Raw genomic sequence first — 13302 nt, 5'->3', positions numbered from 1 at the left:
CTCCGTAGCTCCGTAGCTCCGGTTACGCGTCGATGCTCTCCTGGCGGGCGGCGGCCTCGGCCGCCCCCCGCCTCTTTCAGGCCATCAAGCTTGGGGATGGGGTGGTGACCCGGGCACCGCAGATGATGCCCAGGGAGACCGGGGTCGGGATCACCGGGCCGGGCCGCTCGGGCACCAGTGCGTCGCGGAAGGCCTTCGCGGACTGCGGGTTCTGCTTGCACTGCCACACGCCGTGCGGGCAGTAGTCGGTGATGGTGTGGTAGAGCGGCTTGTGCTGCTCGATCCACTTCAGCATGCGCCGTACGTACTCCGGGTTGTCCCCGCGACGGAACAGCCCCCACTCCGGGTACGAGATCTCCTTGCCGTGTGCCTTCGCGAAGTCGACGTGCCGCTGGAGCCCGTACGGCTGGGTGATCTGGTCGTCGAAGGTCCGTCCGGGGCCCTGGTCGTACGAATCCATTCCGATGACGTCGACCACGTCGTCGCCGGGGTAGCACTTCGTCCAGCCGATCGCGTCCGTGCCCCTGTTCGGGGCGAAGTCGAACTTGAACTCCTGTCCGGGCACCGAGCGCATCGTGGTGACGATGCGCCGCCAGTACGCCTTCCAGTTCTCCGGGTCCGGCGCGCAGCGGTGGGTGTAGGTGACGCCGTTCATCTCCCAGCCGAGCACGATGACCGTGTCCGGGACGCCCAGCGACACCAGCCGCTCGGCGAGCCTCTTGAAGTGCCGGTCGTACTGCCCCTCGGCGCCCTCCCTGATCAGCTGGGCCACCTCGTAGTCGGGCACGCGGCCCTCGTTCCGTTCCTGCATCGGCACGTTGAGGACGAACATCCGGTCGTCCTCTTCCTGGCGCCATTCGGCCCAGTCCGCGAGGAAGGAGACCCTGCCCTCGATGCCGGCCCACTGGTCACCGGGGAGATAGGTGTGTCCGACCCGGATCTCCTTGCCGCCCAGCCAGCGCGACAGGTGCGGGATCCGGGCCACGCCGCGCGGCCCGTAGTTGAGGTAGGCGCCCATGGCGATGTCCGAGCCCTCGGACCGGTCCTCGCCGGGGGCCGCGAGTGCGGCCCCGGTGGCGAGCAGTCCGGCCGTGACCGTACCGATGCAGGTGCTCACCAGTCGGCGGCGTGGTCTGGGCATGGCGTCTCCCGAGCTTTCCTGAATCGGTGTGCTTACCAAAGACGTTAGGCATCAGATCTGACGAATGGCCTGTTCGGTGACCTCCGCGTAGGCCATTAGCAGGTGCACACCACCCCCGCTTGGTCCGACTAGGTGAAAGACACCGTTGCCATGCACGCGTATCTCAACCATGTGCCCGCCGTCGTGCTCAGACTCGATCGGAATCCGTTCCACCACGGAACCCTCGGCGCCGTCAGATCCCTTGGCCGCAAGGGCGTGGAGGTCCATGCCGTCGTCGAGGCCGGGGGAGGTCCGATGGGGCGTTCGCGGTACCTGCGCGCCGTGCACGCCGGGCCGGAGGGCGGGTTGGACCCGGAGGCGCCCGAGGCGCTGCTGGAGTGCCTGACCGGAGTGTCGGAGCGGATCGGCCGTCAGGCCGTGCTCATCGCCATGGACGACCTGAGCGCCATCGCCGTGTCCCGGGTCGCGCCGATGCTCCGCGACCGGTTCCGGATCCCCCATCAGCCCGACAACCTGCCCGCGCGGGTGGCTGACAAGGCCGAGCTGTCGCGGCTCTGTTCGCGCTGGGACGTCCCGCACCCGGAGACCGTGATTCCGGCGAGCGGGGCCGAGGCGGCCGAGGCGGCCTGGCGACTCGGCCTGCCGGTGGTCGCCAAGTGGAGCCGGCCCTGGCTGCTGCCCACCGGGGCCGACGGGCTGCGGAGCACCACGCTGGTGCACACCGCCGCCGAGGCGCGCCGGCTGTACGAACGCTCCGCCGAGGCCGGCAGCCGGCTGCTCCTCCAGCGGTTCCTGCCGGCCGGTCCGGACACCGACTGGTTCTTCCACGGCGCCTTCACCAGGGGCGGTCTTCCGCTGCTCGCGGGATCGGGCCGCAAGGAGATGTCCTGGCCGGTGCGGACGGGGCTGACGGCGGTGGGGCGCTGGCTGCCGGATCCGGCGGTCGAGGAGGCGGCGCTGCGACTTGCCGAACGGCTGGGCTACCAGGGGATCCTGGACCTGGACTTCCGCCGGGACGAGGACGGGTGCTTCCGGCTGGTGGACTTCAACCCCCGTCCGGGCGCGCAGTTCAGGCTGTTCACGGACGCGACCGGACTCGACGTGGTCCAGGCGATGTACCTGGATCTGACGGGCCAACGGGTCCCGCGGCCCTCGGGCGGTCCGGGCCGGGTGTTCGTCGCCGAGAACTACGCGCTGCTGGCGGCGGTCCGGGGCGGCTCGCTGCCGCGCCGCCGCGCGGCGGACCGGACGGCGGGCTCCGCGCGTCCTGCGGGGGCCGACCGGGCGGACGGCGTAGCGGACCCGGCCCTGCCGGTGGTCGCCGGGCAGCGGACCGGCCCGGACCGGCCGGCGGGGGGGCCGGCGCCGAAGCGGGGCGGGGGCGTCGAGACGGCCTGGTTCGCCGCCGACGACCTGCGGCCGTTCCTGGCGATGCTCGCCGCCTTCCTGGGGCGTGGTGCGGACAAGGGGGTGCGGGTCCTGCGCCGGGTTCCGGCGCAGGGCCGCCGCACGGCGCGCGCGGTCGTCCGTACGCCCCGCCAGCGCGGCGGGGAGCAGTCGGCGACCGCGCCGGCCAACGGGCCCGCCACCGCGCCTGTCGCCGGGCCGGCCGCCGCGCCCGCCTCCCGCCCCGTACCGCCGGAGGCGCCGGCCGAGCCGGACGAGCTGGTGACGCATTGACCACCGCCGGCGCGGCGGGCCGGGCCGGGCTGGTGACCATGGAGCTGGAGGAGCGGCCGTGACGCGGATCGACGATCTCGTGGTGATCGGCGCGGGCCCGTACGGGTTGTCCATCGCCGCCCACGCGGCGGGCGCGGGCCTCGGTGTACGGCTGCTCGGGCGGCCCATGGCCTCGTGGCGCGACCACATGCCCGACGGCATGTACCTGAAGTCGGAGCCCTGGTCCTCCAACCTGTCCGCGCCGGACGGGCGGCACACCCTGGCCGATTACTGCGCCACGCGCGGACTGGCCGCGGAACACGGCACTCCGCTGCCGATCGGCACGTTCAGTGCGTACGGGATGTGGTTCGCCCGGCAGGCCGCGCCGGAGGTGGAGGAGGTGACCGTCACGGAAGTGACCCCGCAGGGCGACGGCTTCCGCGTCCGCACCGCCGAGGGACCGCCCCTGCTCGCCCGTACGGTCGCCCTCGCGGTCGGGGTGATGCCCTTCGTCCGCCACCCCGAGGGGCTGGGCGACCTTCCGCCCGGCCACTACTCGCACAGCAGCGGCCACCGCGACCTGACCCGCTTCGCCGGCCGCGAGGTCGCCGTGCTCGGGGCCGGGCAGGCGGCCCTGGAGACCGCCGCCCTGCTGGCCGAGCAGGGCGCCCGGCCGTGCCTGGTCGCCCGGCGCTCCCGGCTGAACTGGAACACCGTCCCGCAGCCCCTGGAGCGGCCCGCGCTGCGCGCCCTGCGCGATCCCCACAGCGGCCTCGGCACGGGCTGGCGCAGCTGGGTGTGGTCGGAGCTGCCCTGGGCGGTGCACAGGCTGCCCGCGTCCACGCGGGAGCGGATCGCGGCCACCGCGCTGGGTCCGGCCGGCGCCTGGTGGCTGCGGGACCGCTTCGAGCGGCGCGTTCCCGTCATGCTCGGGCACCGGCTGCAGCGGGCGGTCGCGGTGGGCGAGCGGACCCGGCTCGGGCTGACGACCCGGGCAGGGGAGTCCGTGGTCCTGGACGTCGCGCACGTCATCGCGGCCACCGGCTTCGTGCCGGACCTGGCCCGGCTGGAGCTGCTCGACGCGGGGCTGCGGGCGGGGCTCGAGACCGTGGGGGGCAGCGGGGCGCCGGAGCTGAGTCCCTGCTTCGAGTCCTCGTGGCCCGGGCTGTTCTTCGCGGGGCTGTTGGCGGCTCCCTCATTCGGCCCTTCCATGCGATTCGTGCACGGTGCGGGCTTCACGGCGGGGAGACTGGTGAGAGGAGTCCGCAAGCGCCTCGGTGCCCGGGGTCCGGGGCCGGGCTCCACCGGTGTCGCCCGGTTCGACCGGGCTGCTACCCCCGGACCTCCTCCGGGGGTACCCCCAGGGCATCCGACGACGTATCTGCGGTGAGAGCCGCGGTGAGAGGGGTCCGTGATGAGCGCGGAGCGAGCACAGGGCCGCGGCTGGGTACGCATTCCCGCCAGCCGCGCGGAACAGCCCGCCACGACGGCGAGGACCGGCGGGTTCGAACGCGCCCCGTACGCGGCCCCGTACGGGGGTCCGTACGCGGGGCCGTACGCGACGGCCTCGTCCGCCGACCAGCCCACGATCTACCTATCGGTCGTCAAGCGCTGGCGGGAGGCCGGGCGCACCCTTCCGGGGCATCCTGACGAGGAGTGGGAGCGGCTGATCTCGCAGCCGTGCTGGCCCGGCCGTTAGGTGGTGTGGAAGGTGGCAGCGGCGGAGCGCGAGGGACCCGAGCCGGTCCGGCGGTCCCCGGTGACCGCGCCCGGCGAGCGGCTCGCGCTGAACGGCATGGGCAGTTTCGAGTGGGACCTGGGCGCCGGGACGGTGCTGCTGGACGAGGCCGCGATGTCCGTCTTCGACCTGGGGGCGGGGGAGTTCGACGGCACCCCGGAGGGGGTCGGGCTGCACATCCGGCCCGAGGACGGGGCCCGGCTGGCCGAGACCATCACGGGAGTCCTGGAGGACGGAGGGGACACGTACGGCGCGTACTTCACGGTGCAGCGGCGTGACGGCCCCGACCAGTGGACGCACACCTCGGGCCGGGTCCTGCGCGACGGCGAGGGGCGCCCGCAGCGCATCGTGGGGATCGTCCGCGACGCGACGGCGGAGCTGGCCCACGCGACGCTGCTGCGCAAGCTGGAGGCGGCGCGCGCCCAGCAGACGACGATCGTGCAGCGGACCACGGAGGCCCTGTCGCGGGCGGTGACGGTGGACGACGTCACGGCCGCGCTGACCGGGGCGGGCGCGCTGGAGCGACTCGGTGCGGACGGGCTGGCCCTGGGGCTGGTCGAGGGCGGCACCATCAAGATCATCGCGCTGAGCGGGGAGACCCTGGAGATCCTCGGCGAGCGGCGGTTCACCCGGCTGGACGGATCGCTGCCGCTGTCGCACGCGGTGGTCACCCGGCAAGCACGTTTCGTCACCTCGCTCGCCGAGCTCGGCGGCGAGTTCCCGCTCCTCGCCGACTACCTGGGCCGGATCCAGTTCGACGCGGCCGCCTACCTGCCGCTGATCGCGCAGGCCAAGGCGATCGGCGGGCTTGTCCTCTTCTACCGGCGGCGCAGCGAGTTCAGCCCGGAGGAGCGGAACCTGTGCCTGGGCCTGGCCGGCATCGTGGCCCAGTCCCTGCAGCGGGCGCTCCTCTTCGACCAGGAGCGGGAGTTCGCGACGGGCCTGCAGGCCGCCATGCTGCCGCGCCGGATCCCGGAGATCACGGGCGGCGAGATCGCGGTCCGCTACCACGCCGCCTGGAGCGGGCGGGAGGTCGGCGGGGACTGGTACGACGTGATCGCGCTGCCCCGGGACCGCGTCGGCATCGTGGTGGGCGACGTACAGGGCCACGACACGCACGCGGCGGCCATCATGGGCCAGCTGCGGATCGCGCTGCGGGCGTACGCGGGGGAGGGCCATCCGCCGTCCACCGTGCTGGCCCGGGCCTCGCGCTTCCTCGCCGAACTGGACACCGAGCGCTTCGCCACCTGCATGTACGCGCAGGTGGACCTGGAGACCGGAGGCGTACGGGCGGTCCGCGCGGGCCACCTCGGCCCGCTGATCCGGCACACGGACGGGCGTACGGGCTGGCCCAACGTGCGCGGCGGACTGCCGCTGGGGCTGGCCTCGGTCTTCGAGCAGGAGGAGTTCCCCGAGACCCGGCTCGACCTGGTCCCCGGGGAGACGCTCGTCCTGTGCACGGACGGCCTGGTGGAGGAGCCGGGCACGACCATCACGCAGGGCATGGAGGCCCTGGCGCAGGCGGTGCGCAGCGGCCCGCAAGCGCCCGAGGCGCTCGCCGACCACCTCTCGGACCGGCTCTGGGAGCGCTGGGGCTCCGGCGACGACGTGGCCCTGCTGGTGCTGCGCCGGGCCCCCGACCCGGGCACCCACCGGGCGCCGCGCATCCATCAGTACGTCCACCAGGCCGACCCGGAAGGCCTCTCGGAGGCCCGCTACGCCCTGCGCCACGCCCTGCGCGACTGGGGTATGCCGGAACTGGCCGACGACGTGGAGCTGGCGGCCGGTGAGCTGCTGGTCAACGCCCTCCTGCACACCGACGGCGGGGCGGTGCTGACCATGGAGGTGCTGCCCGAGCCGGTCCGGCGGATCCGGCTGTGGGTCAAGGACCGCTCCAGCGTGTGGCCGCGCCGGCGCACGCCGGGCGAGGCGGCCACCACGGGGCGCGGGCTGCTGCTGGTGGACGCGCTGGCCACGCACTGGGGAGTGGAGTCCCGGGGCGACGGCAAGGCGGTGTGGTGCGAGTTCACCGTCGGCGGCAACCCCCGGAGCGCCGGGTGACCGGACGGTCACCCCGGGTTGTGGGGCGGTGGAGGCGGGGTGATGATGCGGTCCATGGAACGGATCGTGTTGTGCGCGGGCTGAGCAAGGCCGCCGTGACGGGAGTCCTGGCCCTGGTCCTGCTGGCGGCCGGGGTGCCGACGGTCGTGGACTGGACGACGGGGCGTCCGCACGCGGACGCCGAGTGCCGGTCGGTGGCGTTCATGTCGATGACGGACGTCGCACCCCAGTGCCGCTGACGTCGGTCGGGGTGCGGGGGTGCCGCCGGTCGCAGGTCGGGTCTGCCGGGCCGGCCGGGCGGGCCGGGGCCCGAGCGCCCGGTCCCGGTAGCGGCGGCCACCGGACGGAACGGGCGCTCACCACGGGCCCGCTGCCGCTCAATGCCCGGCGCGGACCTCGACGTCCTGCGTGTCCTGGGCGACCGTGGCGACCGACTTCGGCATCAGACCCGAGAGGCGGATCTCCTGGAGCTCCGCGGTGACCTTCGCGTGGCCCGGGTGAAGGCGCTCGCCGAGGGTCAGCGAGCCCACCGGCAGGCCCTCGACGCGGGCCGGGGCGTGCGCCACCCACCTGCGCTCGGTGCCGTCGCAGACGGGCTGCTCCGCGGTGATGCCCAGCTGGGTGCCGTCCTGCTCGACGGTCGCCTTGATCTGCATCGCCCCTGAGGGTGACGCCTGCTCGCAGTGGTAGGTGCCGGAAAGGATGACGCCGCCGTCCTCGTCGATGTGAGCGTCATGATGTACGGAAATACCTTGGTTGAAAACAGTGGCCCCGGCCGGGACGGTGAATACCGTGGTGGCGGCCAGTGCGGAGAGAGCTGCCAGTGTCATTCGGCGGCCGGACATGCGCATTCTTCCTCCAGATGGATCCGTGTGGCGGGAATCCGCCGGAACGCATTGTGCTGGCAGTTGGCCGCAACGGGTCGCACGCACTTCCCGGGCCCGCTCGTGTCGGTGAGTGCAATTGCCCGCTCGGGCGCGTGAGACTGACCGAAATACATCCCCGAAGGGATCCCGAATGCGTCAGTCCGCCGCACGCCGCCACACCCCCGTCCTCGCCGCCGCCCTCCTCCCGTTCCTCCTGTTCGGTGCCACGGCCTGCCAGAGCCCTCCCGAGGGAGCCGCGCTCGCCCCGGCCGTGGCGCCCGCCGTCGCGGTGGACGACGGGGCGCCGGGCGCGGAGGCACCCGTACGGACCGCCGTGAAGGATGCCCATGTGGGTGACTCCGTACGGGTGGACGGGTCACAGGTCGGGCGGCACCTCCAGGCCGTGCTCGCCTCGTACGTGGACCCCGCGATCAGCGTCGAGAAGAACTACGCCCCGCCCGCCGGCAAGCGCTGGGTGGCCGCCCAGATGTCCTTCGTCAACGTGGGCGGGACCTCGTACGGGGCGCTCGGACGCATGTGGGCGCACGACAGCGCGGGGCGGCGCCACCCGGTGGTGTCCACCGGAGAGCTCACCACCGGCAAACCGCTCGTCTTCGATTCCCTGGAGGTGGGTGAGCGGGCCGAAGGATGGGTGGTGTTCGAAATCCCGGAAAACGTGCGCATTGTGCGTCTCCAGTACCAGGACGCGAACATGCAGGCGAATTCCGGAGAGGGATTCTGGGCGGTCTAGCCCGCCCGGGTGAAAGGCCGTGAAAGGGCCGGGGGCGGGACGACTAGGGTGCGGCGCATGACTTCTACTCAAGCCGAAATCGACCGGTCCCAGCTCGGCACCCTTTCGGTGCTCGCCTGGATCGGCGATCCTTCCGAGGCGCACGACATCCCGTACCTCCTCGCCTACACCCTCGGCGACGGCCCGAAGGGCCGGGAGGCCGGCGAGGCGGCCGCCCGCGGGCTGCTGGAGGAGATCGGCCTGCCCATCGGCGACGTCGTCATGGACGGCACGCGCAACCCGGCCGCCTTCCCGGTGCAGATCCTGCTGGAGGGCAACCAGATCGCGCTCACCCTGCCCGGGATGAACGCGCAGTGCACCGCCCCCGACGAGTGGGTCGCCGCGGCGGACGAGAGCGGGCAGGCCTACTTCCTGTTCGCCACGCGCGCCTGGCCCGAGGCGGTCCCCGGGCAGCCGGTCGACGCGAAGACCCTGCAGGAGTTCGCGGGCGACGAGTCCGTGCTCACGGGCAGCGCCCACTGCGTCCTCGCCGTGCGGCGGCTGCAGAAGTAGCCGCCCGCCGGGTGCCGCCGCCACCCGCTCCGGCCGCCGGGCTCCCAGCCTGCCCGGTGGCCGGTTCCTCTCCGTCCCGGGCCCGTCAGGGGCGCTCGAAGGCGAACTTGAGCGAGCGGACCCGGTTGTCGAAGTTCGACCCCGCCAGGTCCGGCAGTCCCACCGCGCGCAGCCCGACCGGCCGGGTGAGCAGCTCGCGGAAGAGCGCCTTCATCTCCACCCGGGCCAGGTGCGCGCCCAGGCAGAAGTGCGGGCCGCCGCCGCCGAACCCCAGGTGCGGATTGGGCGAGCGGGTGATGTCGAAGGCGTCGGGGTCGGGGAAGACGGACTCGTCGCGGTTGGCGGAGGCGTAGTACAGCACCACCTTGTCGCCCGGCCGGAATGCGTGCCCGTCCATGGTGTGCGCCGCGGCCACCGTCCGGCGGAACTGGATGATCGGCGTCGAGTGGCGGATCATCTCGTCCACCGCGCCGTCCGCGTACTTCTCGAAGTCCGAGAGCAGCAGGTCCCGCTGGTCCGGATGGTCGGTGAGCAGGGTCAGCCCGTGGGTGATCGCATTGCGGGTGGTCTCCACCCCGGCGACCATCAAGAGGGAGAAGAAGGCGCCGAGTTGGCGGGCCCCGAGGGCCTGGCCGTCCACGTTCGCGCAGACCAACGCCGAGATCAGGTCGTCGGTGGGGTTCTTGCGCCGCTCCCGTCCGATGCCCGCCACCATCCGCTGCATACGGGCGAGCGCGCGCAGCCCGCGCCCGGGCATCCGCAGCCGGGCCGTCAGGCCCCGTTCCACGCCGATGTTCTCGGAGGCGTGGTTGACGCGGTCGGCGATCTCGGCGCGGTACTGCTCGGGGATGCCCATCATGTTGCAGATGACGTCCAGCGGGAGCCGGGAGGCCACCGCGGAGACGAACTCGTCCGGCTCGTCGGCGAGTACGTCGTCCACGATGCGGGCCGCCACCGCGTGGATGTCCTCCTCGGCCGCCGCCAGCAGGCGGGGCGTGAACGCCCGCTGCACGATCTTGCGGAGCTGGGCGTGGTCGGGGCCGTCCAGATTGACCATCGAGTCGCCGAACAGCGCACGGACCCAGCGGGCCGGTTCGGGGGTGGTCACGCCGGGGGCGCTGGCGAAGACCTTGGGGAGGCGGCTGGCCTCCTGTACCTGGGCGTGCCGGACGAGGGCCCAGTGCCCGGGCCCTTCGGGCACGAAGACGGGGGTGCCGACGGCCCGCAGGCGGGCGAAGACGGCGAGGCGGTGGGCGGGGGGCTGCTGCCAGAAGCCGGGCTCGGCCAGTTCCCTGGCGGGGTCTTCGCCGGGGCGTTGTGCGGGGAGTGTCATGGCCTGGAAACGGCGCCGGGGGCACGGGAGTGACGGTTCCGCGCGACGCCGTTGCGGGGGCGGCGCCCCAGGGGGTCAACGAGGGCCGGACCTTGTCGACAGGGTCAAGCCGACCGCCACGGTCGCCGTCGACACCAGACCCGCCCAGAGCACGGCGTACGGGCCCGTCCACGCGCACGCGAGCGTCACCACGGCCGCCACCGGCAGCACCAGCTGCTCGGCGAGGCCGCGCTTGAAGTGGCGGGAGTGCAGGAGCCACACCATCAGCAGGAACAGCGCGGCCGGGACGGTCACGGCCGCGTTCGCGGCGACCTGGGAGACGTGCGCCTTGTGGACCGCGTGTTCCACCGCGACCTCGATGCCGGCGCCGATCGCCGCACCCGAGGCGAAGATCAGCAGGTGGCCGTACCCCCACGGGATCGCCTCGCGGTTGGAGGTCAGCCGCTCGTGCATCGGTACGGCGAAGTAGATCCACCACGCGGCGAAGACGATCAGCAGCCCGCCCGCCGCGATGGGCAGCAGCAGCTCGAGGGCCTCGTGCTCGTCGAGCGCCGACTTGACCGCGACCGTGCTCGCGGCGATCGTCTCGCCGAGCACGATGATGGTGAACAGGCCGTACCGCTCCACGATGTGGTGGGCGTGCCAGGGCGTCTGGTGCCCGTGTTCGGCGATCACCGGAACGAGCAGCTCGCAGGCGGCCACGACCAGGAACAGCCACCGCTTCCAGTCGTCGGGAGCGAACAGCAGCGCCACCCAGCCGAGCTGGCAGAGCACGAGTCCGGCCGCGTACTTCAGCGCCGCCGTGCGGGCCGTGCCGCTCTCCCCGGAGGCCGCCCGCAGCCACTGCGCCGTCAGTGCGACGCGCATGATGATGTAGCCGACGACGGCGACGGTCCAGTCGTTCTCGTCGAAGGCGCGGCTCACCCCCGCCGCGTAGACGAGGACGCCGGCGATCTGCACCAGGGTCGCGATCCGGTACGGCACGTCGTCGCAGTCGTAGGCGGAGGCGAACCACGTGAAGTTCATCCACGCCCACCACACCCCGAAGAAGACGAAGAAGTAGCCGAGCACCCCGGTGACGGGATGGCCCTCCGCCAGCGAGTGCACCAGCCGTGCCCCGCACTGCGCGATCGCGACGACGAAGCAGAGGTCGAAGAACAGCTCCAGCGGGGTGGACGCGCGGTGGTCCTCGTCGGGGCTGCGGGCGGTCATGGGGGAGTAGGCCATACCGGCCAGGAGACCAGAGGGACCCGCCTCCGGCAGGCGGGACGCGCTGGCCGCGGCGCTGAAGCAGTCGGAGATGGAGGCGGGCGCCGTCACCGGCTTCTCCTCCGCCATCGCCGCCTACGGCTTCTGCTTCATCCCGGCGATGTTCGCGGCGACGGCCGGCACCCACGCGCTGTGGCTCTTCATCGGCTTCTACGCCAGCCGCCTCGCGGTGTGCTGGTGGTTCTACGCCCGCAGGGGCGCCGAGGCCCCCGTCTGAGCCGGGCCGCGGGCGGGGCCGGCCGTACCCTGGAGGCATGAGCAGCGCCCCCGCCTCCGACCCGCAGTCCTCGCGTCCCGCCCCCGAGGCCGACCGGCCCCGGCCGAAGCCGAAGCTGGTCTTCGACGACCCGCTGGACCAGCAGTCCTCGGACGACACCGACCGGGGCTGGGGCGAGCGGCCGCCCGCCGGCGGAAGCGCGGCCGACCTGGCCCGCTTCCTCGACGAGAAGCCCCCGCACCACATCTGACCCGCCGAGACGGCCGGATCGGTCAGAAAGCGTCGCGCGAACCCCCGGGGGCGGCGCTGTGGGCGCCGTTGGTGCGCTGCGCGACCAGGGTGTCCCGGATCTCCTTGAGGACTGCCAGCTCGGTGATCTCCATGGTCTCCTGGACGCCCTCCCGGGCCTTGCGGCGGGCCTCCTGCCGCGCGAGGTACTTCGCCATCGGCAGGACCATGAGGAAGTAGACAACCGCCGCCGTGATCACGAAGGTCAGCGTGGCGTTCAGCACCGAGCCCCAGAGGATCTCCACGCCCGTCGACTGGCCGTTCGGGCCGATGGCGCAAGGGCTCTTGAGGCAGGACTTGTAGCCGTCGAGGCTCTGCGTGCCCACCGCGCCGATCACCGGGCTGATGATCCCCTTGACCACAGAGTTCACGATGTTCGTGAACGCGGCGCCGATCACCACGGCCACCGCCAGGTCGACGACGTTGCCGCGCATCAGGAAGGCCTTGAAGCCTGCCAGCACGCTGTCCTTCTTCTTCTCGCTCACCACTGAGCCTTTCTTCGGATGTGCCGAACACGGAGCCAACGGTTCCGAAAGCTACGGCAGTCCCGGCGCGGCGTGTCCAATCGACCCCCACCCCCTGGTGAATTGACCGACCGTGCATGCGAATCAACACAACGTCACCGCCAGTCGCGTCACGGCGCCCGCCCCCACGAGATCCCGTGCGGTGTCCCGGGGCACGGACAGGACCACCAGCGCCCCGCCGTCCCCAACGCCCGCCTCGGGACGGGGTACTTCGGCAACCCTGACGCCCGCGGCCACCACCCTGGGCGGCCCCGCGCGCTCGGCCGCGACCACGTCGACCCGGTCCCCGGGCCGCAGCAGCCGCACCGTCGCGGCGTCCGCGATGCGCACCGGGGCCGACACCATCCGTACCGCCGCGGGCGGAGCGGCTGCGTGCGAGGCGCGTACCTGCGGTGGTGCGGCGCCCCGTGAAGCCTGGGCCTCCGTCCCGCCCACGGCCAGGGCCGCCGCCACGACGGCCAGCCCGGCCGAGGCGGCCCGCCGCCTGCGCCGCACGGCCCGGCGCAGCCGGTCCCCGCCCCGCCCCACACGGAGCGGCGGGAACGGCGGGACCGTGCGCGCGGGGGGACACGTGGAGGAAGTCGAAGAAGCCGTGGAACAAAGGGACATGACGAACACCACCAGACCGAGTGAGTTGCCGTGCCCGGACCCGTCGCCCGGACACCTCCCACGATCCGGCCTCCCCGGGGATCCCGCCGGCGCCTGTGGACGGTCCCCAGCCTGTGGACAACCCCATCACCCGCAGGAGTTAACAGGCGGCCCGGGCCCGCCGCAGCGCGGCCACCGGGTCGGCGGCCCGCGCGATCGACCGGCCCACCACGACGTGGGAGGCCCCGGCCGCGAAGGCGGCCTGCGGCGTCCCCGCCCGCGCGTGCCCGCCCAGCGAGCCGCCCACGTGCCCGC

At 73.2% G+C, this 13302-nt stretch carries 16 protein-coding genes; 9 read left to right on the top strand and 7 right to left on the bottom strand.

The features are described from left to right. Positions 1-76: 76 nt before the first annotated feature. Entirely contained in the window at positions 77-1141 is a 1065-nt protein-coding gene (locus PV721_RS33760; RefSeq protein ID WP_319731103.1) for a glycoside hydrolase family 26 protein, read from the bottom strand. Between the two features lie 294 nt (positions 1142-1435). Between PV721_RS33760 and PV721_RS33755 the strand changes: the two genes are divergently transcribed. The 5 genes from PV721_RS33755 to PV721_RS33735 all read left to right on the top strand — a co-directional run bounded on the left by PV721_RS33755 (position 1436) and on the right by PV721_RS33735 (position 6838). Further along, a complete protein-coding gene (locus PV721_RS33755) occupies positions 1436-2821 on the top strand; it encodes an ATP-grasp domain-containing protein (RefSeq protein WP_319731102.1) in 1386 nt (461 codons plus the stop codon). Positions 2822-2888: 67 nt separating this feature from the next. After that, complete coding sequence (locus PV721_RS33750; protein WP_319731109.1) at positions 2889-4190, top strand: NAD(P)-binding domain-containing protein; 1302 nt, start codon at positions 2889-2891, stop codon at positions 4188-4190. Between the two features lie 24 nt (positions 4191-4214). Next, on the top strand, positions 4215-4499 hold the full coding sequence (locus PV721_RS33745) for a hypothetical protein (protein ID WP_319731100.1): 285 nt from the start codon (positions 4215-4217) through the stop codon (positions 4497-4499). 12 nt (positions 4500-4511) lie between these two features. After that, positions 4512-6599, top strand: a complete 2088-nt coding sequence (locus tag PV721_RS33740; protein ID WP_416371240.1) for a SpoIIE family protein phosphatase — start codon at positions 4512-4514, stop codon at positions 6597-6599. Positions 6600-6670: 71 nt separating this feature from the next. Next, positions 6671-6838, top strand: coding sequence for a hypothetical protein (locus tag PV721_RS33735; protein WP_319731097.1), 168 nt, complete (start codon positions 6671-6673; stop codon positions 6836-6838). 138 nt (positions 6839-6976) lie between these two features. Here the strand turns inward: PV721_RS33735 and PV721_RS33730 are convergent, their stop codons facing one another. Then, complete coding sequence (locus PV721_RS33730; protein ID WP_319731095.1) at positions 6977-7429, bottom strand: DUF6299 family protein; 453 nt, start codon at positions 7427-7429, stop codon at positions 6977-6979. A gap of 187 nt (positions 7430-7616) precedes the next feature. On the opposite strand from PV721_RS33730, the gene PV721_RS33725 reads away from it, so the two are divergent. Continuing rightward, on the top strand, positions 7617-8216 hold the full coding sequence (locus PV721_RS33725; protein ID WP_319731093.1) for a hypothetical protein: 600 nt from the start codon (positions 7617-7619) through the stop codon (positions 8214-8216). Between the two features lie 57 nt (positions 8217-8273). Then, entirely contained in the window at positions 8274-8768 is a 495-nt protein-coding gene (locus tag PV721_RS33720; RefSeq protein ID WP_319731091.1) for a DUF5949 family protein, read from the top strand. A gap of 85 nt (positions 8769-8853) precedes the next feature. Here PV721_RS33720 and PV721_RS33715 read toward each other — a convergent pair whose 3' ends face one another. Together PV721_RS33715 and PV721_RS33710 are read right to left on the bottom strand one after the other, a co-directional pair. Continuing rightward, complete coding sequence (locus PV721_RS33715; protein WP_319731089.1) at positions 8854-10101, bottom strand: cytochrome P450; 1248 nt, start codon at positions 10099-10101, stop codon at positions 8854-8856. A 75-nt stretch (positions 10102-10176) separates the two neighbouring features. Then, entirely contained in the window at positions 10177-11328 is a 1152-nt protein-coding gene (locus PV721_RS33710; RefSeq protein ID WP_319731087.1) for a low temperature requirement protein A, read from the bottom strand. 73 nt (positions 11329-11401) lie between these two features. Between PV721_RS33710 and PV721_RS33705 the strand changes: the two genes are divergently transcribed. Then, positions 11402-11587: a hypothetical protein gene (locus tag PV721_RS33705; RefSeq protein WP_319731085.1), complete on the top strand. Its 186-nt coding sequence runs from the start codon at positions 11402-11404 to the stop codon at positions 11585-11587. A 37-nt stretch (positions 11588-11624) separates the two neighbouring features. Continuing rightward, positions 11625-11837 carry a hypothetical protein gene (locus PV721_RS33700; RefSeq protein WP_319731083.1) on the top strand — a complete coding sequence of 71 codons (213 nt, stop codon included), beginning with the start codon at positions 11625-11627 and terminating at the stop codon, positions 11835-11837. Between the two features lie 22 nt (positions 11838-11859). Here PV721_RS33700 and mscL read toward each other — a convergent pair whose 3' ends face one another. The 3 genes from mscL to PV721_RS33685 all read right to left on the bottom strand — a co-directional run bounded on the left by mscL (position 11860) and on the right by PV721_RS33685 (position 13294). Further along, a complete protein-coding gene (mscL, locus tag PV721_RS33695; protein WP_319731081.1) occupies positions 11860-12363 on the bottom strand; it encodes a large conductance mechanosensitive channel protein MscL in 504 nt (167 codons plus the stop codon). 120 nt (positions 12364-12483) lie between these two features. Then, a complete protein-coding gene (locus PV721_RS33690; protein WP_319731079.1) occupies positions 12484-13008 on the bottom strand; it encodes a hypothetical protein in 525 nt (174 codons plus the stop codon). Between the two features lie 139 nt (positions 13009-13147). Then, positions 13148-13294 (bottom strand): orotidine 5'-phosphate decarboxylase / HUMPS family protein, encoded by a 147-nt coding sequence (locus PV721_RS33685; protein WP_319731105.1) that lies wholly within the window; start codon positions 13292-13294, stop codon positions 13148-13150. Between the last annotated feature and the right edge of the window lie 8 nt (positions 13295-13302).

The sequence above is a fragment of the Streptomyces sp. MB09-01 genome, from assembly GCF_033794505.1.
GTDB lineage: Bacteria > Actinomycetota > Actinomycetes > Streptomycetales > Streptomycetaceae > Streptomyces.
The sequence above is the reverse complement of the archived record's forward strand: the minus strand, read 5'-3'. Positions and strand labels throughout refer to the sequence as shown.

Excerpts from the sequence above, each read along its gene's own strand:
- PV721_RS33760 (WP_319731103.1), bottom strand. The coding sequence starts at position 1,141 with ATGCCCAGACCACGCCGCCGACTGGTGAGCACCTGCATCGGTACGGTC.
- PV721_RS33755 (WP_319731102.1), top strand. The coding sequence starts at position 1,436 with ATGGGGCGTTCGCGGTACCTGCGCGCCGTGCACGCCGGGCCGGAGGGC.
- PV721_RS33745 (WP_319731100.1), top strand. The coding sequence starts at position 4,215 with ATGAGCGCGGAGCGAGCACAGGGCCGCGGCTGGGTACGCATTCCCGCC.
- PV721_RS33730 (WP_319731095.1), bottom strand. The coding sequence starts at position 7,429 with ATGACACTGGCAGCTCTCTCCGCACTGGCCGCCACCACGGTATTCACC.
- PV721_RS33725 (WP_319731093.1), top strand. The coding sequence starts at position 7,617 with ATGCGTCAGTCCGCCGCACGCCGCCACACCCCCGTCCTCGCCGCCGCC.
- PV721_RS33720 (WP_319731091.1), top strand. The coding sequence starts at position 8,274 with ATGACTTCTACTCAAGCCGAAATCGACCGGTCCCAGCTCGGCACCCTT.
- PV721_RS33715 (WP_319731089.1), bottom strand. The coding sequence starts at position 10,101 with ATGACACTCCCCGCACAACGCCCCGGCGAAGACCCCGCCAGGGAACTG.
- PV721_RS33710 (WP_319731087.1), bottom strand. The coding sequence starts at position 11,328 with ATGGCCTACTCCCCCATGACCGCCCGCAGCCCCGACGAGGACCACCGC.
- PV721_RS33705 (WP_319731085.1), top strand. The coding sequence starts at position 11,402 with ATGGAGGCGGGCGCCGTCACCGGCTTCTCCTCCGCCATCGCCGCCTAC.
- PV721_RS33700 (WP_319731083.1), top strand. The coding sequence starts at position 11,625 with ATGAGCAGCGCCCCCGCCTCCGACCCGCAGTCCTCGCGTCCCGCCCCC.
- PV721_RS33690 (WP_319731079.1), bottom strand. The coding sequence starts at position 13,008 with ATGTCCCTTTGTTCCACGGCTTCTTCGACTTCCTCCACGTGTCCCCCC.